The 23,390-nt window shown below is 63.6% G+C and carries 20 protein-coding genes and 1 pseudogene; 13 read left to right on the top strand and 8 right to left on the bottom strand.

Annotated features, from left to right (window positions below; translation table 11 throughout):
* The first annotated feature begins 88 nt into the window (after positions 1 to 88).
* From G0D83_RS20920 to G0D83_RS20880, 9 genes are all read left to right on the top strand, one after another.
* Complete coding sequence (locus tag G0D83_RS20920) at positions 89 to 1,207, top strand: FAD-dependent oxidoreductase (protein ID WP_164196642.1); 1,119 nt, start codon at positions 89 to 91, stop codon at positions 1,205 to 1,207.
* A gap of 19 nt (positions 1,208 to 1,226) precedes the next feature.
* Entirely contained in the window at positions 1,227 to 1,484 is a 258-nt protein-coding gene (locus G0D83_RS20915) for a (2Fe-2S)-binding protein (protein WP_222476316.1), read from the top strand.
* Complete coding sequence (locus G0D83_RS20910; RefSeq protein ID WP_235958155.1) at positions 1,481 to 2,893, top strand: FAD/NAD(P)-binding oxidoreductase; 1,413 nt, start codon at positions 1,481 to 1,483, stop codon at positions 2,891 to 2,893. The genes G0D83_RS20915 and G0D83_RS20910 overlap by 4 nt, the downstream gene beginning before the upstream one ends.
* Entirely contained in the window at positions 2,890 to 4,017 is a 1,128-nt protein-coding gene (locus tag G0D83_RS20905; RefSeq protein WP_164196641.1) for an FAD-binding oxidoreductase, read from the top strand. The genes G0D83_RS20910 and G0D83_RS20905 overlap by 4 nt, the downstream gene beginning before the upstream one ends.
* Positions 4,014 to 4,952: an ABC transporter permease gene (locus tag G0D83_RS20900; protein ID WP_164196640.1), complete on the top strand. Its 939-nt coding sequence runs from the start codon at positions 4,014 to 4,016 to the stop codon at positions 4,950 to 4,952. Before G0D83_RS20905 ends, G0D83_RS20900 begins: the two co-directional genes overlap by 4 nt.
* A complete protein-coding gene (locus tag G0D83_RS20895; RefSeq protein ID WP_108969686.1) occupies positions 4,952 to 5,824 on the top strand; it encodes an ABC transporter permease in 873 nt (290 codons plus the stop codon). Before G0D83_RS20900 ends, G0D83_RS20895 begins: the two co-directional genes overlap by 1 nt.
* Complete coding sequence (locus tag G0D83_RS20890; RefSeq protein WP_164196639.1) at positions 5,821 to 6,813, top strand: ABC transporter ATP-binding protein; 993 nt, start codon at positions 5,821 to 5,823, stop codon at positions 6,811 to 6,813. Before G0D83_RS20895 ends, G0D83_RS20890 begins: the two co-directional genes overlap by 4 nt.
* The gene (locus G0D83_RS20885) at positions 6,810 to 7,769 is read left to right on the top strand and encodes an ABC transporter ATP-binding protein (RefSeq protein ID WP_164196638.1); all 960 of its coding nucleotides are present in this window, start codon (positions 6,810 to 6,812) and stop codon (positions 7,767 to 7,769) included. Before G0D83_RS20890 ends, G0D83_RS20885 begins: the two co-directional genes overlap by 4 nt.
* Positions 7,770 to 7,831: 62 nt before the next feature.
* The gene (locus G0D83_RS20880; protein ID WP_164196637.1) at positions 7,832 to 8,851 is read left to right on the top strand and encodes an NAD/NADP octopine/nopaline dehydrogenase family protein; all 1,020 of its coding nucleotides are present in this window, start codon (positions 7,832 to 7,834) and stop codon (positions 8,849 to 8,851) included.
* A 64-nt stretch (positions 8,852 to 8,915) separates the two neighbouring features.
* Here G0D83_RS20880 and G0D83_RS20875 read toward each other — a convergent pair whose 3' ends face one another.
* Positions 8,916 to 10,268: an MmgE/PrpD family protein gene (locus G0D83_RS20875; protein WP_370457291.1), complete on the bottom strand. Its 1,353-nt coding sequence runs from the start codon at positions 10,266 to 10,268 to the stop codon at positions 8,916 to 8,918.
* 867 nt (positions 10,269 to 11,135) lie between these two features.
* Here G0D83_RS20875 and G0D83_RS20870 point away from each other — a divergent pair.
* The 4 genes from G0D83_RS20870 to G0D83_RS20855 all read left to right on the top strand — a co-directional run bounded on the left by G0D83_RS20870 (position 11,136) and on the right by G0D83_RS20855 (position 15,885).
* Positions 11,136 to 11,876 carry a hypothetical protein gene (locus tag G0D83_RS20870; protein WP_164196635.1) on the top strand — a complete coding sequence of 247 codons (741 nt, stop codon included), beginning with the start codon at positions 11,136 to 11,138 and terminating at the stop codon, positions 11,874 to 11,876.
* Positions 11,873 to 14,116, top strand: coding sequence for a Mu transposase C-terminal domain-containing protein (locus G0D83_RS20865; protein ID WP_164196634.1), 2,244 nt, complete (start codon positions 11,873 to 11,875; stop codon positions 14,114 to 14,116). The genes G0D83_RS20870 and G0D83_RS20865 overlap by 4 nt, the downstream gene beginning before the upstream one ends.
* A complete protein-coding gene (locus tag G0D83_RS20860; protein ID WP_164196633.1) occupies positions 14,113 to 15,102 on the top strand; it encodes an ATP-binding protein in 990 nt (329 codons plus the stop codon). Before G0D83_RS20865 ends, G0D83_RS20860 begins: the two co-directional genes overlap by 4 nt.
* A 606-nt stretch (positions 15,103 to 15,708) precedes the next feature.
* Complete coding sequence (locus G0D83_RS20855) at positions 15,709 to 15,885, top strand: hypothetical protein (RefSeq protein WP_164196632.1); 177 nt, start codon at positions 15,709 to 15,711, stop codon at positions 15,883 to 15,885.
* 390 nt (positions 15,886 to 16,275) lie between these two features.
* Here the strand turns inward: G0D83_RS20855 and G0D83_RS20850 are convergent, their stop codons facing one another.
* The 7 genes and pseudogenes from G0D83_RS20850 to G0D83_RS20820 all read right to left on the bottom strand — a co-directional run.
* On the bottom strand, positions 16,276 to 16,929 hold the full coding sequence (locus tag G0D83_RS20850; RefSeq protein WP_164196631.1) for a DUF6680 family protein: 654 nt from the start codon (positions 16,927 to 16,929) through the stop codon (positions 16,276 to 16,278).
* 10 nt (positions 16,930 to 16,939) lie between these two features.
* Complete coding sequence (locus G0D83_RS20845; RefSeq protein WP_164196630.1) at positions 16,940 to 17,293, bottom strand: 4-fold beta flower protein; 354 nt, start codon at positions 17,291 to 17,293, stop codon at positions 16,940 to 16,942.
* A gap of 288 nt (positions 17,294 to 17,581) precedes the next feature.
* Positions 17,582 to 18,966 (bottom strand): annotated as a pseudogene (locus G0D83_RS20840) (transposase).
* 301 nt (positions 18,967 to 19,267) lie between these two features.
* The gene (locus G0D83_RS20835) at positions 19,268 to 21,151 is read right to left on the bottom strand and encodes a DUF3604 domain-containing protein (RefSeq protein WP_164196629.1); all 1,884 of its coding nucleotides are present in this window, start codon (positions 21,149 to 21,151) and stop codon (positions 19,268 to 19,270) included.
* Between the two features lie 69 nt (positions 21,152 to 21,220).
* Positions 21,221 to 22,213 (bottom strand): HupE/UreJ family protein, encoded by a 993-nt coding sequence (locus G0D83_RS20830; protein WP_203595631.1) that lies wholly within the window; start codon positions 22,211 to 22,213, stop codon positions 21,221 to 21,223.
* Positions 22,210 to 23,079, bottom strand: a complete 870-nt coding sequence (locus G0D83_RS20825) for a peptidyl-prolyl cis-trans isomerase (RefSeq protein ID WP_164196628.1) — start codon at positions 23,077 to 23,079, stop codon at positions 22,210 to 22,212. Before G0D83_RS20825 ends, G0D83_RS20830 begins: the two co-directional genes overlap by 4 nt.
* 8 nt (positions 23,080 to 23,087) lie before the next feature.
* The coding region (locus G0D83_RS20820; protein WP_164196627.1) for a DUF3604 domain-containing protein at positions 23,088 to 23,390 on the bottom strand (303 nt) is incomplete at its 5' end.

Below are 23,390 nucleotides of genomic sequence, written 5' to 3'. Positions count from 1 at the left end.
CCTATCAGAATATTGCGTCCAACTTTTCGATTTTGACTTTCTACTCTTCGATTTGGATAAAAATCAACAACAAGCGAGGTAATCCAGCGTGGCACAGCCAGACTACATTGTGATCGGAGCAGGCACCGTAGGCGTCTCTCTTGCTTACGGGTTGCAGAAGCGCGGGCAATCGGTCTGCGTGGTGGATGGCGGCGCGCGCGACTTTCGCGCGGCGCGGGCAAATTTCGGCCTGGTCTGGGTGCAGGGCAAGGGTGGGAACCTGCCCGCCTATGCCCGCTGGACGGCCGAAAGCGCGGCGCTGTGGCCGGGGTTCCGCGATGCGCTGGAGCAATGCAGCGGCATTGGTCTGGATTACCAGAATCCCGGGGGGCTGGCCTTTGTCCTTTCCCAGCAGGCATTGAAGGACCGCCAGTTGTTGCTGGAGAAGATCGGCGGCGGTGCCTTGCCAGAGGGTGTGGAGATGCTGGACCGGGACGCGCTTCAGGCCCGGCTGCCCGATGCCCGCCTGGGGCCTGACGTCGCGGGCGCCAGCTATGGCACCAGCGACGGTCACGTGAACCCGCTCAAGCTTCTGGCGGCGCTGCAGCAGGGCCTGTTGGAACTTGGCGGAGAGATCCTTTGGGACTGGCCGGTCCGGACCTTGCGTACCACCGGACAGGGCTACGAGCTGACCGGCCCCGACGGTGCGACGCTGCGGGCGCCGAAGGTGATCGTGGCGGCAGGGCTGGCCACCTCAGGCATCGTCGCGCCTTTGGGGATCGACCTGCCGCTGCGTCCGCAGCGCGGGCAGTTGCTGGTCACTGAACGGATAGCGCCGATGTTGCCCATGCCCTGCAGCGGGTTGCGTCAGACGGCGGATGGCACCGTGATGATCGGGGCCACGCACGAAGATGTCGGCCTGGACACGGGCACGACCCAGGCCTCCGCGACACTGCTGGCAGAGCGCGCCCTGCGCATCCTGCCCGCCCTCGCGGGTGCGCGCATCGTGCGGCAATGGTCGGGGCTGCGGGTCCTCTCGCCCGACGGCGGGCCGCTCTACACCCAGCCCGAGGACTATCCCGGCCTCTGGACCGTCAGTTGCCATTCCGGCGTCACCCTGGCCGCCGTGCATGCCGAGCGGTTGGCCGAACAGATCCTTGCCGGTGCTTTGACCGGCGATACCCGTCACTTCTCAGAGGACCGTTTCCATGTTTCGACCCCTGCCTGACCGCCCGACTGGGCCAACCGTGACCGTGTTCGTCGAAGGGCAGCCGGTCGAGGCACGCGACGGAGAGACTGCGGCCAGCGTACTGTTGCGCCATCTCGGGTCCGCGCGCATCACCCCGGTCAGCGAAAGTCCGCGCGCGCCCTTCTGCATGATGGGCTGTTGCTTCGATTGCCTGGCCGAGATCGACGGCAAGGGATCGACGCAAAGCTGCCTCGTGCCGGTGCGCGAAGGCATGACCATTGCCCGTCAGATGGGCGCGAGGAAGGTGGTGGGATGATGATCTTCGACGTTGCCATCATCGGGGCCGGCCCCGCCGGGATGCAGGCCGCCTGTGATCTTCGCGCGCGCGACCTGTCCGTTGTCGTGCTGGATGAACAGCCCACTCCCGGTGGCCAGATCTGGCGCGGGGTCGAGCGCAATTGCCAACCCGGATCGCACCTGGCGCAGGGGCTGGGCGCCGAGTACCGCCAAGGGGCCGACGTTGCCCGTTCCTTCCGGGCCTCCGGGACCGATTACCGCCCCCTGTCACGGGTGTGGCAGATCGAGGAAAGCGGCAAGGAGGCCATCGCGCAAAGCTGGCAGGTCTTCGTGACCCGCGAGGGTCAGGCCGAGGTCATCGAGGCGCGGCGCGTCCTTCTGGCCATCGGCGCACAGGAGCGGCCCGTGCCCTTCCCGGGCTGGACCCGCCCCGGTGTGATGACCGTTGGCGCGGCCCAGATCCTTCTGAAATCCGGCGGTCTGCTGCCTGAAGGACCGGTCTGGATTTGTGGCGCGGGCCCGTTGCCTTTGCTTTACGCCCACCAGCTCCGCAAGCTGGGCGGCCAGATCGAAGGCTTTCTCGATACCGCCCCGCGCGACACGCTGCGCCGGGGGCTGCCGCATCTGAACGGTGCCCTGCGCGACTGGAAGAGCCTGGTAAAGGGTCTGGGCTGGCAGGCCGGGATGCGGCTGTCGGGGCTGCGCCGCGAAACCGGGGTCACGCAGCTTCGCGCCGAGGGCGGCGAGCGCCTCGAACGTATCCGCTGGCAGACCCCCGAAGGCGAGAAATCGGCCGCCGCAGGGGTGCTGCTGATCCACGAGGGATTGGTGCCTTCGGTTCACCCGACCCTTTCCCTGCAGTGTGAGCACGCCTGGTCCGACACGCAGAAATCGCTGCGGCCCGTGCTGGATGCCTGGGGGGAAACCACGCGCAGCGGGCTGTTCGTCGCGGGCGACGCGGCGGGGATCGACGGGGCCAAGGCGGCGCTGGCCAAGGGGACGCTGGCAGCCATCGGCATTGCCCGGTCGCTGGGTGTTCTGGAGGACACAAAGGCGCGGCAAGCCCGGGCGGCGGGCGATCGCGCGCTGTCGAAGGCACGCGCTGCGCGGCCGCTGCTCGATAGCCTCTATCCCGCGCCCGAGGGCAAGATCAGCGACGACACCATCGTTTGCCGCTGCGAGGAGCTGACCGCGGGCCAGATCCGCGCCGCAGCCCGCCGTGGCGCGGCAGATCCCAACCGGGTGAAGGCCGAAACCCGCGCCGGCATGGGGCCCTGCCAGGGCCGCCAGTGTGGCTATACTGTCGCGCGGCTGATCGCCGAGGCGCATGACCTCCCGCGCGCCGAGGTTGGCTTCCACAACATCCGCCCGCCGTTGAAGCCCGTGACGCTGGGCGAACTGGCGTCCCTCGGGAAGGCCAAGACATGAAGGCACGCACCGACCTCATCGTGATCGGTGGCGGGCTGCATGGGCTCTCTGCGGCGCTGCAATCTGCCCGGCGCGGGCTGCGCGTGGTCCTGCTGGAGGGCGCCTTCACCGGGCGTCATGCCTCGGGCGCGACGGCTGCCGGCGTGCGCAGCCTCAATCGTGCAGTAGAAGAGTTGCCGCTGAGCCTTGAGGCCCAGGCCCAGTGGGAGGACATGACAACCCTCGTGGGCGACGACTGCGGCTTTCACGCGGGGGGACAGGTGCAGGTGGCCATGGATGCGGATGCCGAGGCCCGGATCAAGGCCCGTATCGCGCGGCTGGAGGCCCTGGGGATGCACCACGAGTGCTGGATCGGCCCGGAGCGCCTGGCTGAACTGGTGCCGGTCATGCAGCCCGGCGCGCTTGGCGCGGCCTATGTCGCGCGCGATGGCTCTGCCGACCCGCATCGCACCATCCGGGCCTTTCGCGCGGCCTGCCTAGACGCCGGCGTGGAGATCCTTGAAAACCACACCGTCACCTGGCTGGCCCGTGAAGAAACGCGCTGGACCGTCGTGGCGGGCGGCATCACCCATGTCGCCCCTACGGTCGTCAATGCCGCCGGAGCCTGGGGGCGCCAGATCGCCAAGTTGGCCGGCGATCCGCTGGACGTTGGCATCAAGAATTCGATGATGATCGTGACCGAGCGCTGCGAACCCTGCCTTGGCCCGGTCATCTCGGCGCAGAACCGCAAGCTGTCGTTCAAGCAGACCGCGGATGGCACTTTTTTGATCGGCGGTGGGGTCCAAGGACGGCTGCGCCCCGGCGGTGGTTCGGCCTCGGTGGACTTCGGCGCGCTTTCGGGGGCCATGTCCACGACCCTGGCCCTCTTCCCCTGGGTCGCGGACCTGCGCCTTGTCCGGGCCTGGGCCGGCATGGAGGCGGCCACCGCCGACCTGCTGCCCGTCATAGGACCGTCCCGTCGGGCCCCGGGGCTGATTCATGTCTTCGGATTCTCCGGGCACGGATTCCAATTGGTCCCGTCCGTCGGACGGGTGATCGCAGACCTGGCAGAGACCGGGCGTACAAGAACCGAACTGTCGGCCTTTGATCCGGGCCGGCTGGCAACCAACAGGAAAGCCGCATGACAAGATACATCTTAAGGAGATTGCTGGCCGCGATCCCGACACTTCTGGCCATGTTGACCATGGTCTTCGTACTGGTCCGGTTGGTGCCGGGCGATGCGGCCATGGCCATGCTGGGCGACCAGGCAAGCGAAGCGTCGCTGGCGGCGCTGCGCGCCAAGCTGGGGCTCGATCAGCCGATTGGCGTGCAGTATCTGGCTTTCCTGCGGGACATGCTGGGCGGCAACTTCGGCGTCTCAATGAGCAGCGGGCGGCCGGTGCTGGAAGAGGTCGCCCGCGTGCTGCCCTATACGCTGGAGCTGACAGCGGCGGCGGTCATCATCGGTGCCATCTTCGGTCTGCCGCTTGGCATGGTGGCGGCGCTGCGCCGCAATGCCTGGCCGGACTACCTGTCGCGGATCCTGTCGCTGACCGGCCTTTCCTTCCCGGGCTTCGTGTCTGGTATTCTGATGCTGCTGGCCTTCGCGGTCTACCTGCGCTGGTTCCCGGTCATGTCGACCGCGTCCGACAGCTTCGGGGATCATATCCGCAACCTGACTCTCCCGGCGCTGAACCTTGGCCTGATCATGACGGCCTACATCACCCGCGTGACGCGCTCGTCGATGCTGAACGTGTTGGGGGAGGATTACATCCGCACCGCCCGCGCCAAGGGCGTGCCGCCGCGTCGCCTGATTATGCGGCACGGTCTGCGCAACGCGCTCATCCCCGTGGTCACTGTTGTCGGCCTCTACTTCGGCACGCTGATCGGCAATTCGGTGCTGGTGGAAATGGTCTTCACCCGTCCGGGCCTGGGCAAGCTGATCCTGGGTGCATTGCAGGCACGTGATTACACGCTGCTGCAGGGGCTGATGGTGATCTTCGCCAGCTTCGTGATCCTCGTGAACATCCTGACCGACCTGATCTACGCGGTCGTCGATCCCAGAGTGAGCTATTCCTGATGACCGCCGTGACTGAAACCATCCCCGTCCGCAAACCCAATGTCGTGCTGCAGACCCTGAACCGCAATCGCCTGTCCTGGGTGGGTGTCGGGCTGTTGGCGCTGATCCTGCTCTCGGCGATATTCGCGCCGCTTCTGGCGCCGCATGATCCGCTGCAACAGAACATTCTGCATCGCCTGGAAGGTCCGTCGCCGGAATTCTGGCTTGGCACCGACAGCTATGGACGCGATGTGCTCTCGCGCCTGCTGTACGGCACCCGCATCTCGCTCGCCGTGGGGTTCCTGTCGGTGCTGATCGCGATGACGGTGGGCTCTGCCATCGGGATCTTCGCGGGCTATGTCGGCGGCATGGTCGACCAGGTGATCATGGGCATTGTCGACGTGATGCTGTCCTTCCCGACACTGCTGCTGGGCCTCATGGTCGCGGCGATGCTGGGGGCGAGCCTGGAAAACCTGATCATCGCCATCGCGATTACCGAAACCGCGCCTTTCGTGCGCATCGCCCGAGCGCCGACTATCTCGGCCAAGCGGAAGGAATACGTGGAAGCGGGCCGGGCGCTCGGCTTCTCTCCCCTGCGGATCATGGGCGTGCATATCCTGCCCAACATCCTGTCTGACATCGTCGTCGTCGCCTCGCTCTGGATGGCCAGCGCGATCCGCACCGAAGCCTCGCTGTCCTTCATCGGCCTGGGGGTGCAGCCGCCGACTGCCACTTGGGGCGGGATGATCCGCGAAGGCTTCGAGAACATCCTGTCGTCCTGGTGGCTGGTGGTCTTCCCGTCTCTGGCGATCCTGCTGACCGTGCTGGCGCTAAACATCCTGGGTGACGCCCTGCGAGACGCCATCGACCCGAAACTGAAAGGTGAGTCATGACTGCTCTTCTCGACATTCACGGCCTGACCACGGAATTCCGGGTGAACGGCCGCTGGCATGCCGCCATCCAGGATGTGGACCTGTCGCTTGCCGCCAATGAAACCTTGGCCGTGGTGGGCGAAAGCGGCTCAGGCAAGAGCGTCACCGCGCTGTCGGCGCTGCGGCTGCTGCCGCAGGCGGGCGCCCGGATCGGTCGCGGCGAAATCCTTTTCGAAGGACGCGACCTGGCAAAGCTGTCCGAACGGCAGATGGCCCAGATCCGCGGCAACGAGATCGCGATGATCTTCCAGGAGCCGATGACATCGCTGAACCCCACGATGACCGTGGGTGACCAGATTGCCGAGGTCCTGACGATCCACCGTGGCATGAGCCATGGCGCGGCGCTGAAGGAAGCGCGTGATCTGCTGGACGAAGTGCGCGTGCCTGACCCGGGCCGGCGGATCACCGAATATCCGCACCAGTTCTCGGGCGGGATGCGACAGCGGGCGATGATCGCCATCGCGCTGGCCTGTCGCCCGAAGGTGTTGCTGGCCGATGAACCCACTACCGCGCTGGACGTGACGGTGCAGCACCAGGTGCTGACCCTGCTGGATGATCTGAAGCGCGAGCGCGGCATGGGGGTGATCTTCATCACCCACAACCTCGGTGTCGTGGCGCAGATCGCGGACCGCGTCGCAGTGATGTACGCAGGCGAAATCGTCGAGACGGCGGACTGCGAGCAGCTCTTCGCGAACCCGGCCCATCCCTACACGGAGGCACTCCTGCGGGCGATGCCGCGTGTGGACCGGCGGGCCGACACGCTGGAGCCTATCCCCGGTTCGGTGCCCTCAATCACCGCGCGGCCTGCAGGCTGCCACTTCGCGCCGCGCTGCGGCTACGCCCGGCCGGAGTGCGGCCGTCACCCGGCTCTCGGGCCTGTCAGCGGGGCAGGTGGCTCCGATCACCAGGCGCGCTGCATCCTGCGCGCGAAGGCGGAGGTAGCAGCATGAGCGGTCTGAAAGTCGAGGGTCTGAAAAAGCACTTCACCATCGGGGGCGGGTTCCTGGGTGGCAAGGCCCGTACGGTGCGCGCGGTTGAAAACGTCAGCCTTTCGGTCGCTCCCGGTTCCAGCGTCGGGCTGGTAGGGGAATCCGGCTGCGGCAAGTCCACCGCTTCCCGCGCCATCCTGCGGCTGGAGGAACCGACCGCCGGCCGCGTCACCTTCGACGGCATCGATGTGGCTTCTGCCTCGCCGGCCGAAATGCGCCGCCTGCGCCAACGCATGCAGTTCATCTTCCAGGACCCCTATGCCTCGTTGAACAGCCGCCGGAGTATCCGCAAGACGCTGGAAGAGCCGCTTAAAGTGCATGGCATCGGGGATTCGGCTGATCGCCGAGCCCGGGCCGAGGCGATCCTGTCCGAAGTCGGGCTGCCGCGCGATGCGATGGGCCGCTTCCCGCACGAATTTTCGGGCGGGCAGCGCCAGCGGATCGGCATCGCGCGTGCGCTTGTGCTGGAACCGGACCTGGTGGTGGCGGATGAACCGGTCTCCGCGCTGGACGTATCGGTTCAGGCGCAGATCCTGCGGCTGCTGGACGACCTGCGCGAAAAGCGGACGCTGTCCTTCCTCTTCGTGTCACATGACCTTGGCGTGATCCGGCACTTCTGCGACACGACCTGCGTGATGTACCTGGGCCATGTGGTGGAAAGCGGGCCGACGCAGGAGATCATGGATGATCCCGCGCACCCCTACACGGTGCTGTTGCGGCAAAGCTCCCCCATCCCGGACCCGGCGAACCGGGTGAAGCCGCCGCGCATCGCGGGCGAGATCCCGTCACCGGCCAACCCGCCCTCGGGCTGTCCGTTCCACACCCGCTGCCCGCGCGCTATCGCGGCGTGCCGAGAAAGCATGCCCGCCACGAAAGAGATCGCGCCGGGACGGCAGGTCGCCTGTCACCTCTTCTGAACATAAGCAAACGCCAGCGCGTCGTTCCCTTGGGAGCGGCGCACGCACCCGAAGGAAGCTCCATGAACGTCGGTATCGTCGGCGCGGGCAGTATCGCGCGCGCCTACTTCGCCTATCTCTCCAACGCGGGGCACAGCCCCCGGATGTGGTCGCCGCGCGGCGTTTCCGGTGCAGAATTGCGGGTGGTGACTGAACTTGTCGTTTCAGGCGCTGTCGAGGAGCGTTTCGCACCCAAGCTGGCCGCGGATATCGCAGAGCTGGCCCAGGCAGAAGTCCTCATCCTGGCCTTGCCGGCCACTGGCCACCGCGCCGTGCTGGACGCGCTGTTGCCGCATCTGCGCGACGGGCAGAGCATCATCATCAGCGCCCACCTGTCCTTTGCGGCGCTGCACCTCGGGCAAGCGTTGCACGCGCGGGGCCTGTCCCTGCCGGTGATCTGCTGGAACACCACCGCCATGACCTGCAAGAGCCCCGAACCTCCGGCGATCCGAGTGGGGGCGCTGCGCAAGCGGGTAGAGATCTGCACTTTGCCGGGGGGCGACATCGCCGGCGCCCTGGCGCTTTGCGAGGCGCTCTTTGGTCCGCGGTTCCAACATGGCGGCGACCTTCTGGACAACGCCCTCAGCAACCTCAACCCGCAGACTCACCTGGCCATGGCTCTGTGCAACCTGACCCGGATAGAGACTGGGGAGCAGTGGCATCAGAACTCGCTGATGACGCCTTCCGTCGCCCGCTTCCTTGAAGGGCTGGATGCAGAGCGGCTGGCGATTGCTCGCGGTTTTGGCCGCAGGGTGAGGCCGCAGGCAGAGGGCGGGCTGGACGCGGTATTCCGCGCACGTGTCGCGGCCGGAACCGATCCTCTGGGGCCGGTCGATCCCGAGACCCGATACATCACCGAAGACGTGCCTTTCGGCCTGGTGCCGCTGGTCATGCTTGCAGAGATGGCAGGCGTTCCCGCGCCGCTGCACGAAAGTGGCATCAAGATCCTTGGCGCCTGCCACGGCCGGAATTACAGAGCCCTGAACGACCTGCTGCCGCGAGAGGGCGCATCGGGGCTTCGGGCTCTGCTTGGTCTGGCGTAGGGCGCAGGCGCCTCGCACGAAAAAGGGTGAACGCCGGTCCCAGACAGGGGCCGGCGTTTTCCGGTCAAAGCGGTGTGGAAAGCTGGGACAGAAGCGGGCGCATCTCTCCGGCCTTGAGGGATGCTATTGCGCCCAAGATCGCCTGCTGCCGATCCATCTGAAGCGCCAGGCGGGTGGCACGTCGGAACTTGGTGTCCAGTTCTTGCCAGCTCATCAGCGGCTCACCCTCGGGCGGGGTTGGTGCCGAGGTCAGAACGCGGTCCCCACAGGTCAGGGTCACGCGGCCAAGGATCTCGTTGGGGTAGGACTCGGCGAATGCGTCGCTCGCCTCCAGCGTGACCTTCCGGGCCAGCTCCCTGACGCCCGGAAGCGAGAGGGAAGCCTCGGTCACCGGTGTAAGCATCTCTGGCCCGTGCAACGCGGACAGCGCCAGGTCGAAGGGTATGCTGTACTGCACGTCGACCAGGTTCACCGGATCGGCCTTATTCGAAATGCGCAAGGCAGGAGGATGGGTTTCGACGTGGATCGCGTCGATTTCCGCGCCGCTGACCCCGTGTTCTGCCATCACCTGATGCAAGGCGGCAAGCGGCGCGTGGATGTGGCGGCAGCAAGCGTAGGGCTTGAAGTAAGTCTGGCAAATGTGCAGTGCGGTGCCCAGGCGCAGGTCCTCAGGGAAGACGTAGTGGCGGCGGCTGTCCAGAATGTTGCGCGGTCCGGTGTGGCCGGCTTCGGCCATGACGACTGCGGTCATGCCCGTGACAACGCCCCAGGGGATGCCTTCCTTGACGGAGGCCCCTTCGGGATGCGGGATGCGCGGCGAAGGTCCGCCCGCGAAGCTTTGGTTAGGGGCGCTTTCGCCGACGATCGCCAGCGCGTGCTCAATGGCCCCAAGTGGGGTGCCGCGCAGCGCGGCAACTGCGGCCACCACACCGAACGGCGTCCAAGTTCCCGAGCTGCCGTAGGTCGTGCGCGCCGAGCCGACGGTCACCGCGACCTCGTAGCCGAGGACAATAGCGGCGAGGGTCTGGTCTAGCGTTGCGCCGACCTCCTGCGCGGTAGCCAGGGCCGCGGGAATGATCGCGGCGCCCGGATGACCGGCGGCAAAACGGTTGCCGTCATCGAGATCCTTGGCCGCCGCAGCGCTGCTGTTGGCCCAGGCCGCACCTATAGCGCTGCGGGTCTGGTCGGCGAACCAGATCGTAGCGTGGCCGGGTGCGTAAAGCTCTACGGCGGCTTGGCGAAGTGAGGTCGGTCCCGGGTCGCTAAATCCAACGATGGAAGCCACGATGAGATCAAATATACACTGTAGCGCGGGATCCTTGGCCGCGGAGGGCACTGCGGCGTCACGCGCTTGAACAATGTAGCGCGCAAGTTCTCCGACAATCTCATATGGGGCTTTGTGGTCTCGGGAAGACACTGTCGCTGCCTGGTCCAATGGGTCGTTCCTCAATCCGATTGCTTGATGTCGAGAGGTTTATCGGAGTGCCCGCTCAGTAGTTCAAAGGCAAATTTATTGCTTATGCATTCCTGCGGGTTATACCTCATGTGCGCGGAGCAGAGCTGTCTCATCAGCATACCTGCCATAGCGAAGTGAAAAGCTGACGCCGGGCGGCTTCCATTTCCAAGCATTGAGACCGACGTTTAACGCTTCTAGAGATTGTTCCCGCCAAGGACACAAGCTTACCGATCTGCAAACCGCCGGACTATCTGCACCCATTGGCTCGCCCATCGCTGGCGCCAAAGTTGGGCGGATTTTGCGGGAACGTCGACAGCGGCGCGGCGCACAATCAGGGCACGATCGAATTGCCATTGTGTTTCCGTCATAGCTGATCACTTGGCGGGAGAGCTGCAACTTTCTTCTCGCGATGTTCTGTACATCGCCTTGCGAAAACATGTCCGCCATCGTCCTGCCGGCTCCTAGAACGTGGCGCCTGCGGTCTTCAACATGGCCATCTCAAGAAAATGTACATGATATTTTTTCGCATTTTCAGTGGGTTGACTCCAATCCGGCAAGAGCCTTGAAGGCCGGGCGCATTTTTCTGTTTTGGATTTTCAGCGGATTCGCGGACCTTCCCCTTGTGCAAGGTCGGCGGTCCATGACGTCCACGTCCTGCGCAAAAGAAAACGCGCACCCTCGGGTGCGCGCCTGGAAGTTGGGGCAAAGATCGCCCGTGTATCACTTGCCAAGCTAGAGGCCGAAAACGGTCCGGGCAAGCGCGGTCTGAGCTCCAGGATGAGAATATGACTACTCCGGAAACGCCTCGTTTCCGGGAACGGAGACGGCATGTCGAATTACGAAGAATGGTTGCAAGACCAACCGGCACCCAAGAAGAAACAGCCAGCCCTGGTGGTGGCACCGATCCACGGGGTGCTTCCCTATGCTGGTGCTCTCAATCCGCTGACCCGCAGCGACACGGCCAAGCGGGTGTCGGTTGCGATCGCAACGCCGATGACGGGCGGCATCCGGCAGGTCTACCATTATGATGGCGAGTCCGAATACGCCGTCACCCTGGATGCCCTTCGCAGCCCCGAGCTCTATGGACTGGAAGTGCAGCTTGCGCCTGTTTACTACTATTGCCGTCGCCAGAGGGGAGTGTACCCCCATCATTTCGATTTGCGGCTCACCTTCAAGGATGGGTACCGGCGCGCGGTTTTCGTGCGCAACGCGACGAGCTTGGCGAAGCGCGAAACCCAGGACGAGATCGACGACATCTTCGCCGCGGTCACCGAGGACTTCGCTGACGACTGCATGGTCGTCTGCACCGATGATTACACGCGGGCATACCGCGACAACCTGCGCCGTATCTGGGACTATCTGCAGCTTGTAGATGCCGAAGCCGACAAGATCGTCGAAGATGCCGCGCGCATGACCAACTACTGGTATCTGAGCGATCTGATCGCGAATTGCGACTTCGAGCCGGGTCGCTGCTACCAGGCGGCGATGCGGCTCATCGGCCAGAATGTGCTCTGGACGGACATGCATGGGGTCATCGACTACCCCTCCCGCGTCGCTCTGAACGCATGACTTCGCAGCCGCTCTACAACATCCCCAAGGGATCCATCCTGAAGCTGGATGGCCGCGAACTGATGGTGTCGGTTCGCGAGGAGAGCGGATATGCGGTGCGGTGTCTCGACAGCGGTGAGTGCTTCAGCCTGACGGTTGAACGGGTCGACGATGCAATCCGGGAGCGAGATTGCGAGGTGAACAAGCCGGCGGATGCAGAGAAGAGGTATGCCCTTCTGGAGTACACCGGCGGCATTGAACGCGTGGAGCAGTTTCCGGAAGAGACCCAGCGTATCGTGCAGGGCCGTCTGGCCCTCGTATTGGCCCAGGACGCGCTACGTGAAGAGGGCGAAAAACTCACTCAGCGCTCCATGGACAAGGCCGGGAAACATCGCCGTCTTGTGCTGGAGCGAGCTGACAGGATCGCACCTGGTTTCAACTTCCTCAGAACTCGACGGGGCGGCAAGCTGGCCGCCGGCTTTGATGTTCCTCAGGGGCGTACTCTCGCCAGCTATTATGATGTCTATCATCGCTTTGATCGCAACCCGGTGGTTCTGGCCGACCGCGATCATAAGAAAGGACGCCGGGAACCCAGGCTCTGGGATTGGCAGGAGCGATTCATCAGTTTCGTGCTGGATTGTTGGCTAGTTCCACAGAAGCCGAAGCTGGCCGAACTCTACGCACAGGCGAAGGAGGAGTTTTACCGCTCTCCCCAGGAGATCGCGCAATGTATCAGTTTTCCGACGATCACGACGATCCGAAGCAGGATCAAGGCCATCTCGGAAGTCGTGCGCGTTATCGGTCGGGGCGGCAAGCGGCACGCGACGAACGTAAAGGGACCCGGTTCAACAGACGTGCGGGCCCTGGCGTTCGGCGAGAAGTTCGAAACCGATCAGTGCCTGCTGTCGATCTTCACCTCTGGCGACGGCGTCGTGAGAGCGAAGGTGATCGATCCCAAGCAGGCACCACAAGAGCTCGCGGACAACGAGGTCCGGCGCTGCTGGCTTCACCTGATTATCGACGTCGCGACCCGCGAGGTGCTTGGTTGGGTTATCTCCGAGACAGCAGACGCCGACCATACCAAAGCGCTGCTTCGGATGGCGACGCGGGACAAGACCAAGGAAAAGGTCCGCTACGGATGCAGGCAGGAGCCAGTGCCTCCCGTGCGGCTGGGCCTCAGCCTAGCCGACAATGGTACCGCCACTCGAAATGCCGACGTCTATGCCAGCCAACTTGGTATGGGCATGAGCGTCATGACTGCACGTGCCTACCAGCCCCTGGATAAGCAAGTGGTCGAACGGGTGTTCGGGACACTGCAGTGGCAGGTGCTCAATACCCTGCCTGGGTACACGGGCAGTCGTCCTGGAGAGTTGACCGGGTACGACCCGAAGAATTCTGCCAAGCTCAGCCATGATCAGCTTTACGGCATCATCACGCGGTACTTCATCGACGAGTATCCCTTCCGACCGCATCGCGGCACCGGGATGAACGGGGCGACCCCACGCCAGAAGCGAGAGGAAGCGCAGAAGCGATATGGCGCTATTGAGGCGCCCTCCCAGCGTGACAGGTGTCTCCATCTTGGCGCCAAGGTCATTGCGACCACGACTTCTGATGGTGTTCGAGCCTTCAACATCCCCTTCAATTCGAGCCAGCTCGTGCGCTTCGATGATGGCAAGTCCAAGCGGGTTACGGTTCATCTCGACCCCGATGACCTCCGCAAGGTCTATGTAACCGCCGAGGGAGTGGAGGAGGTCATGGAGGCAGAGCTGAGCATGACTGTCTTCAAAGACCAATCGCTCGAGGAGGCCATTGAGATCATGGAGGCAGCGTCGAGATCCAACCCGACGCTGCGTGAGCTGCATGACCGACATTTGAGAGAAGCTCGCGCACGTCGCGCGCGCGACTCCGGTTTCTTCCCGGATTCACGCGATCCGTCGAGCTACCAGACACTCGCGCAACTCGAGGCTCGCGCAAGCGAACTGCTTCAGGTTGAAACGCGCCCCGCCGCCTACATCGGCGCCACTGCTGCTCCCGGGCAGCTCATGAGCAGGGGCCGCACGTCGGGTGTGGTGCCGGCACGCCCAGCCGGTACGGCTCCGTTTAAACCGCCATCCGCTTCGACGCCTCCCAGGGCGAGTACATCGTCGCCGCGGTTCGCTGGACAGGCGGATGGGCCCCCAGAGACGGGGACAACTTCGGCGCCAGACTCTGACGACATTAAGGCCATGACCTTCGGCCCCATCAAGGATAGCAAATTGTGACCAACCCCTTCATCATTCCCTCGTTGGCAAACCTGAATGCGGACCTGGCGCAGCGTCATTTCCCGCTCGCCAGGGGCGAGGAACTTCAGCAGACCTTCGCGCAGCTCTTCAGTCGCCACTTGGGGCGTCTGCGGTCCGGGAAGGGCTTCGAGGCACGTAGCCTCCTTGTGACGGGGCTGTCCGGTTCGGGCAAGACAGCCGAGATCTCGGACATGCTGGACCGGTTCAACAAGAGTGCTGTTCCCATGCCGGACGGCAAGCAGGTGAGGTTTGCAAGTTGCGTGCTTGAAGCGAAAGGGAGCTGGAAGGACCTTGGCCGCAAGACCCTGCACGCCTTGGGCTATCCGATTACGAACAAGACCCGCCGGACGCAGTTTGAAATCTGGGATTTGGTCATCAAGCAGGCCAAGCTTCAGGGCGTCATCGGGATCTACTACGACGAGGCCCAGCATATCATGCGCGGAAAGTCGGATGCCGAGGTTCTGAGCGTCCTGGATGCGTTCAAGACGCTCATGAAGTCACACGACTGGCCCCTCATGTTGATCCTTTCGGGTGTTCCGGAACTGGGAGACTACGTGCAACGCGAGCCACAGCTCGATCGGCTGATGACCAGGATCGAGTTCCAGGAAATCGATCTGAGCAGTGCGCCCGGGCATCCAGCGCAGGACTACGAAACCCTCAATGAAATCGTCGGGAGCTACGCGATCAGCGCGGGGCTCAATGTAGATGCCGGCCTACCGACGGGAGATTTCCTGCACCGCCTTGCGACTGCCGGCGCATTCCGGTGGGGCTTGGTGATCGACCTGGTCGTCGATGCCGTGGCACTTGCCGTTGCCAAGAGGGAAGGGGTGATTGAGCGGTCGGATTTCGTGGCGGCCTGGTGTGAGAAAACCGGAATGAACCAGCTGGCGACGCCCTTCACACATGACAGCTACGAGAGGATGTTCCGGAGGGACAAGCCGTTCCGGGCTGCCATCGGCACCTGATCTTCCCAGAGAATTCAGACTTCGAGAAACCCGCGCTTCGGCGCGGGTTTTTTCATGCCCGGATGCTGCCGCTTGGATGACCCCATGAGATAAGCCTCTGATGCTGCGCAGGTTTTTGGTTTCTGCGCAGGCATATGCTTTCACTCTGGAAATCGCGGCCGGCAAGTTGTTGAAAATGTTTATGGATTCCTGGCGCCGAATCGGAAGTGATTGATTTTGCGCATTCATCTGCTTTCTCTGACTAAAGAGTCAGAGAAAGCAGATGAATGCGCAAACGGAAGCATAAGTCTGCGCAAGGGGTGTCAAGGGCGAAACGTATCGCCTCGTGTCTTTGGACTGCTCTCTGAAGGGCGTTGATAGAGGTGCTGGAGCAGACGCTCCGGCGCCTTTCGCGTATGAAGGGGATGTGCGGTTCGTGAAATGACGTCGCGGAGGGCCGTCGTGCCGTCGCTATGCGCTCCTGGGCATGGCGCAGCGGCGCTCGCGATGGTGAGACCCTGAACACAAGGTTGCTTTGAAACGGTGGAAGCTCTGACGAAGACTATGATGCAGACGCAAACTGTCGCTACGATCCTGAACCGATATCAGCGTCGGAGAAATTGTCAGGTGCCCATCACGGCAACCGATGTCTACGCCGACACCATTGCGCGCGTCTGTGGAGAAGGCGTTGACCTCGACCCGGTCGAACGAGGCCTTATCCACCTCAAGCGTCAGAAGGTAATTTCTGGCCGAAGACTGGTCGCCCTCCTTGGCCGCCACCAGCGCGAGATCAGACCTGAGTGACGCCTCGCGGGGGCTTCCTGGGCCAGTTGACACAACGCTACCCAAGAAGACGCTGAGCGTCGCGGCTCTGGGAACAGAGTGATGGCTTCAACCGGCCCGTAGACACCGCTCACGTCCGGCGCAGGAAGGCGAACTGACCTGCCTCGAAGGGCGGGAAGCGGTCATTCGCTGCAGTTTGCGCCAAGGTCAGCTATGTGCAGGAAACGGAGTTTGCAGAGTCGGGACCGTGACGCCGGTCAAAGGCACAATCCTACTTCAAAGTGCCCCAATGCGGCCCGTCATTACGGGCTTTCGCTACGACTGCGAAATTTGACAGCGGGTGGGGCAATGCTGTGCGGGACGGGACTGCGCTCGTCCGAACTCGGCTATCGGAAACCGCCTGGGCTCCTGCTAGTCACACTCCGATTTGTCTTCGGTCTTGTCGCGGGACAGGACCAATGGCTTCACCCCTTGCAATGCGTCGGTCAGCACCTGTTGCAGCGCGGCTTGCAGTTCAGCGCTGGCGGGATCGGCGGCAGGAAATTCCTTGACGGCCAGCGGCAGCGCAATGTCGCCCTTGAACAGCCCGACCAGACCCCTGCGGATGATGGTTTGTTCAGTCTCAAGGTCGCCGTGGGCGCGGGGCGAGTATATGTCACGGGCGAGCTGCGCTTTGCTGAAGTTATAGCCAAGGAACTGCGACATGAGGTGCAGTATGTCTTGGAATAGGTCGAGCCGCTTCTGTGCCCATGCGTCGGTAGCTGGACCGTCAGTTGTGTGGTGATCGAAGTATAGCTTCCAGGCATCGTTGATCTGCTTGAGCTTACCGCTCGACCCATAGAACTCGACAGGCACGGCGTTGAGGGCTTCGACGTGCTGGGGCGAGAGCATTGCGGCCCGTGTCGCCATCAGGGTTCGGAAGATGGCGAGTTGCCGCTCCTTCACGTCCCGCCTGCGTTCAAGCCATTTCTGCGCCTGCACGGCCAACACTGGCCCCAGCAAAGCAGCGACTACGATAGCGATGTCAGTTAGCTTTATTGTGAAATCCCAATTCATCGTCGTCATTTGGCGTCCCTCATTGCCGGAAGTAGAGGCCATTGGCACAGCTAGACCAGCCTATGCCGCGTGCAGCCTTGGCATGAGGAGCCTGACGCATTGCTTTCATGGGTCTCATCTGCCGCATCGACTTCATTGGCTTCATCGACCGCATGGGGCGCATCGGGCCACCGGAGGCATCGGCGGAGAAAAGAGCTGGTTGGTTAGACCTGTCGTAGAGCCAGCCGTTGGCGATCCAACCAAGCAAGCGACCCGAGAAAGAATAGACTTTGTCGCCTGCGACGTAGCCCACCGGCTCACCGCTCCACAGGTAGAGGTTTTCGCCGTCTGGCGAGTAGCAGGCGGCTTGCCCATTTCTGTCAAAGAATTCCATGTGTTGTCCCTAGGGCTGTCTCGTCACCTAGGTATAGATCAGGTTCGCGCTTTGTTCAATATTTTGCACTTAAGAGTCGACAAAGGAAGTCTTCTAGCTTTGATCTGCCATTGGCATCAAGCAGCCCGAAGGTCGGCTAAGGGCCGGACTATCGGCGCACCTGGGGAGACCTGTGTGCGCCCCGCCGCAGCGCCGCATGACCAGTTCGAGCCTATTCGGTTGAAAAATTCGGCTTGATGATCGCGTTGACCCTCGCCCAGGATTTGCGGCTCCTGTGCCTATCTTTCCTCAAAAGGCGACCTGTGGGATCGGAAGGAGCTTTGCGAGCTTCCGGAGGTTCTGTGCGGTGGCTGCGAGGTGGAATTCATCTCGTGCGCCGCTCGGTCCTCGCAACCGGAGACGGTTGAGGCCCAGAATGCGCTTCAAATGCGCGAAGAGCATCTCCACCTTCTTCCGGAGCTTGCAGGAGATCGCGTAGTCGGGCGTCTGAGCAATCGCACGCGCCCGATTCCGGGAGGGCTCGAAGATCGACCGGAGGATTTTCCGCGAGGGCGCCTTGGGGCAGCAACGCGCTTTCAACTCGCAGGCATCGCAATCGGCCTTGCCGGCGCGGTAGCGAAGCATGCCATCTTCATCGGGTTTTTTCTCCCGGGGTTTCGTGAAGGTCCGGCGGCTTTGCTTCAACTCCTTGCCGCCCGGGCAGATGTAGACATCCCTCTCGGCATCATAGGCGAAGTCGGCGCGCTCGAATGTCCCATCCCTACGGGCTGACTTGTCGACACCGGGATATGGGGTGCGATGCCGCGCTGCTGATCCAGCCAGTCCAGCATGACGCCGGTGCCGTAGGCGGTGTCGGCGATCAGCCGTTCCGGTGCGATGCCGAAGGTATCGTTCACCCGGTCGATCATCGTCCGCACCGATCCAACCTCGGCCTGGCGGATCGACCGGGTGGCCTCCACATCAAGGATCACGCCGTTGTCGGTATCGATCAGGTAGTTGGTGGAATAGGCAAAGTAGGCCGGACCTCCCCGAGCCCCGGTCCATTGCGAAGCGGGATCGGAATGGGAGGTGAACTTCGGCTCGACCGGGCTCGCTCCGCCAAAGGCGGCATCATCGAGTGTGTCCAGATATTCCCTGACAGCCCGAGGCGCGTCTATGGGATCGATGCTGCCCGACTGCCAGTCCGACTTCGGCGTGGAGTTCTGCCGGTTCGCGTCAGCCGCGATAATACTGGCGTCCGCGGCGAGGCGCTGGCCGCTGCCGAGGCCCTCCTCGAGGCAGCGCGCCACCACGGTCTCGAAGAGATGGCGCAACAGGTCACTGTCGCGGAAGCGGCCGTCGCGGTTTTTGGAAAAGGTCGAATGATCCGGCACCGGGACGGTCAGATCGAGGCGGCAGAACCAACGGTAGGCAAGGTTGAGATGGACCTCCTCGCAGAGCCGGCGCTCGGACCGGATGCCCATGATGTAACCCACCAGAAGCATGCGGATCATCAGTTCCGGATCAACCGACGGTCGTCCGGTGGAGCTGTAGAATGGCGCCAGGTGCTGCCGGATGCTGGCCAGGTCGACGAATTGATCAACTGATCGGAGCATGTGGTCCGGCGGAACGTGCGTTTCGATCGAGAACTCGTAGAAGAGAGCGCCTTGCGCTTCCTGCCGGGACCCCATCATCGCCGTTCACCTCAAGCTGCCGCAGCCAAATTGAATCAGCGGCCAGCTCTTCAGGCAAGCGGAGTTTTTCAACGGAATAGGCCCGAATGCGACATTCAAACAGTGAAGCTTTTCCAGCCGCGGAACCATGATTTCTTGGGGAGCGACAAGTACCAGCGAGCCCCGGGGTGTGAGAAAGGATTCACGAAACCACATGCGCCGCGAAACGGATCGACAGGAATACCCACTGCTCCCGGCCACTCGACGCTTTCGGAAGGCTGCCGACAGTGCCGGCTTCAGCCTTCCGAAGCCGACCAATCAATCACCCCGGTGTGTACCAGATCGGCGAAGAGTAAGCCCGGTCCTGAACCGTCATCGGTGCGTCATCGGGCATTTCGATCCCGAAGTATTTTGCGTCATAGGCGGTCCAGCGCGGTGTCGGGATCTCGATGACCCGGATGTAGTAAAAGGCCTTTTGCGCCGGATCGAACTCCGGGTCCTCCCAGTACGCGCCCAGAACAGCCTGGCCGATGTCATTGGTGTAGCTCGCATCGGGAACGTCGACGGTGCTGCCCACATCGGTTTCGCAGACCTCGCCGACGACCTCACGTCCGCCGCAGGCGATGTCCCAGATTTTCTCCTGGGTGTTGCCCTCGGCGTCAAGCCAGCCCTTGATGATCTGCACACGGTCGAGGTTTGCGCCGTCCGGATCACGCAGCGCCCGCACCATGAATTTCGGAGCGGCGCCCTCAGGGCCCGGACGCAGATCACCTCCCATGGGCACGCCACGGGCATAGCCCTGCGCGGCGAAGTCCGGGCGCTGCACTTCGGGCTCCTCGAAATCCCATCCCGCAAAAACCCGTACCCTCAGGCGCGTGCCCGTCGTGGCAAACACCTCGCGCCGGGCGAAGGCGTCCCAGATGGCTTCTCGGGTGTTCTCGGTCGCCCAGGCGGCGGCGAGGCCGGAGGCCCCGAGGTCGATGTCATAGATTGAATATTTGGGATCGACCGCACTCTCGATGAAGATGCCATCCTTGCGGTGCTCAGAGGGCTCGACGAAGTAGATCTTGCCAAACCAGTTTTCCTCACGGGTCGAGGGGATGGCGTTGTGGCTGTCGGTCGAACCGATCATGCCGAACTTGAACGGGTTGGTGCCGAGCCGGGCCTCTTCCTCGAGGCCAAGCTTCAATGCCTCGCGGGCATACTCTGTTTTCAGCATCCCGGGTTCTTTCGGCACGGTGCCGGTGAGATTGGAGGAGTCCATGATCTCAAAATCGGCAAAGGCGTCGTCTGGCGACAGCAGCGGGTGCGCCTCGCCGGTACCCTTGGGCTGGGTGACCTCCACCACGCGCTCAAAGCGCTGGCGGGTCTCGGCATAAGCGGTATCGAAGGGTTCTCCGTCGAAGGTTTCGAGCATGAACATCATGCCGTTCGACAGGTTGCCGTTATGCGGGATGGCAAGCACTCGGCCGCCGGTCGTCTCCTCATACGCCGCGAGGTACTGCCAGAGGTCCTCGGGGTTGTCGCTGTCCAGCGCCGAGAAGGGCACCACCCGGCGCGTCCTGTCGGCGTTGTCGCGGAAGATGATATTGCGGTGCAGGTTGTTGCTGCCCGGGCCCGAGGTCCACTCATAGCCAATGAATGTGGTGAAGACGCCGGGCTCGTAGAAGCGTTCAGCGTTGTCGATCACCTGGTCCCAGACGCGGGAGTCGATTTCGGGGTTGTCGATCGGGTCCTCGCCCTTGGCGTTTGCCGCGCTCCATTCATAGGCCGCATCTATGCCGGCGCCGGCTTGGAAGTACTCATACCAACGCCTGCCGGCCTCGGTGCCGAGCGCCAGGGGATCGCCACGCATCAGGTAGTCGGCGATGCCGATGTTCTCGGCATGGTCGGCGACGACGACGAAGTCGAGCGGGCGGATCAGCTTGAATCTCTGGCCAGTCTGGCTCTCGATCTCCTCTCCGCGCGCAACGCGGTAGGCCGCCTCTGGCCCCAGCGTTGCACCCGCCAGCCCTGCATCGGCTGACCACGAGGTGTGCAGGTGGGTGTCGCCGAAATAAGCGTCCTGCGGGTAGTGGTCATCGACATAGGGCGAGTAGCTGGCTTCAGGTGCCGCGTAATCGCTTTTCGGAACGTGGACGTCCTGCGCCGCGGCGGGGGTCGCAATGGTGGCTAAAATAGAAAGTGTGCCAAGGGTATGTCGCATGATGAAAGCTCTCCTTGAAAATTATGATCTCTTTCGCTCGATGCAGTGGCCTCTCCTATCGATGCTGCCTCAGAAAAACATGCTGTCCAGCCTCTCGAAGACCCAGAAGGTCGCGATGGTCCCTATGCCGTAGGCAGCAGCGACCGGAGTGGCGCGCGGCAGGGCGACGAGGCGGCGCAGCAGCGCGACCAGTGCCAGCAGCACACCGATGAAGGCAAGCTGGCCCAGTTCCACTCCGACATTGAAGAAGAGCAGCGCCAGCGGGATGTCGGTTTGCGGCAGTCCGATCTCGACCAGCGCCCCGGCGAAGCCGACGCCGTGCAGTAGGCCGAAGGCAAAGGCGACGATCCAGGGCCACCGGGTCGCGAGGCTGGAGCGGCCACGGCGCAGGTGGATGGCCTCGACGGCGACCAGAAGGATGCTGAGCGCGATCAGCGTCTCAACCGGGGGTGGCGGCAGCGAGACGTAGCCGAAGGTGGCCAGCGCCAGCGTGATCGAATGGGCAACGGTGAAGGCGGTGACGGTCTTCAGCAGCATCGGCCAGCCGCGCACGATCAGCATCAGTGCCGCGACAAACGCCAGGTGATCGACCCCCTCGAGGATGTGCTGCACGCCAAGCCGCGTGTAGGTCTGCACCACGGCCCAGGCCGAGGGCGCCTCCGGGATGGTCACGGCGGGCTCGCGCGGGCGCAGCAGGAAGCTGTGATGCGTGCCGTCCAGCAGCGAGACATTGACCAGCGTGTCGATGGTGGTGCGGCCCAGCCCGTCGATGCGCAGCAGGGTGCCGGGCAGCCCCGTCCCGCCGGTGAGGCCGTAGCGGAAGATCACGAAGCCCTCGACGAGGGTCTCGCCGGGCACCGGGGTCAGCGTAAGCGCAGGATCGAAGCTCGGACGGATGTTCTGCACCATGCCGTCGCGGGTCGGCACCTTCCACAGCAGCTCGTAGCGCTGCGGCGCGACCTCGTCGATCTGCAGGAAGGCGGGCCGGATTTCATGCGCACGCGCCGCGGGGGCCAGTGCGCAGAGGCAAAGAAGGAGCGCGGGGAGCAGGCGCAGCATCATGGCCGGGCATACTCCTGCCGTACCGCCTCAGGCACGCCCTCGGCTTCGAAGCGGACCTCGTAACGGTTCAGAAGTTCTCGGAACATCTGCTCCTGCGCATCCAGCACGGTGTAATACTCGTACTGCCGGGCGACGAAGTCGCGGACCTCCTCGAAGGGGGCGAGGTGCTCGGGCTGGTTTTGCGTGACCAACACGAGGTGCAGCCCCAGCCCCGAGCGGACCGGCCCGGACCATGTCCCGACCGGCAGCTCCGAGAGCGATTCCGCGAAGCCGCCGCCGAAGGAATTCTCCAGCGCCTGCGCCGGGGTCAGCGCCCAGTCCGTCGGCACCGCCAGCTTGCCGCGCTGGCCGGGCGGGACCTCTCCGCCCCCCTGCAGTGATGCGAGCGTGGTCTCAAGCACCTCGTCCCCGGCCTCGGCGGGCAGGTAGAGAACCTGCCGGAAGGCGTAGGCCTGCGGCAGGGTGAAGAGATCAGGGCGCGCGGCGTGGAACGCGCGCAGCTGTTCCTCGGTGGGGGGCTGCATGAGCAGGCTCAAATCGCTCGAGACCGCCTCCATCTTCTGCGCCAGCCGGGTGCGGATGATGTCGTCATCCTTGTCGAGACCCATGCGCAGCGCCTCACGGTAGAAGACCTCCTGCCGCAGGTGACGGTCGATGATCGCCTTCAGGTCCGCCGGCGCGGGATCGCGCTTCCACTGCGCGGTCCAGAGCGTCTGCAAGTGATCGAGCCGGGCCTGGTCGAGGGTGATGACCTCGGCCTGCGGCCCCGCGCTCTCCTGCGGGGCCAGCCAGTTCCATGTCGCGAAGAGCAGCCCGCCCAGGACGAGGAAATGGACGAGCGGCTCCCTGAGGATCGACTTCAGCATGGCGCGGCTCAGTTGACCTCGTGCCAGATCGGCGAGGCCCAGGCGCGCTCGACCAGCTCGCGCTTGACGTCCTCGGGGTAGCTCACCCCCTCGCGCAGCTCGTCGTAGAGCGTCCAGCGCGCGGTCGGCAGCTGCAGCACGCGGGCGTAGTAGAAAGCCTCGACGTCGGGGTTCCAGTCGGGATCGGTCCAGACGGTCATCAGCTCGGGATCGCCCTTCTCGGTGTTGAACTCACCGGTCTCCATGTTGATCGGAGCATCGACGGGCGTGACGCTGCCATCCGCCTGTAGGCGGTCGCCGGAGGCCGCGAC

Source organism: Salipiger sp. PrR003, from assembly GCF_010500785.1.
GTDB lineage: Bacteria > Pseudomonadota > Alphaproteobacteria > Rhodobacterales > Rhodobacteraceae > Salipiger > Salipiger pacificus_A.
This window is presented reverse-complemented; position numbering and strand designations above follow the sequence as displayed.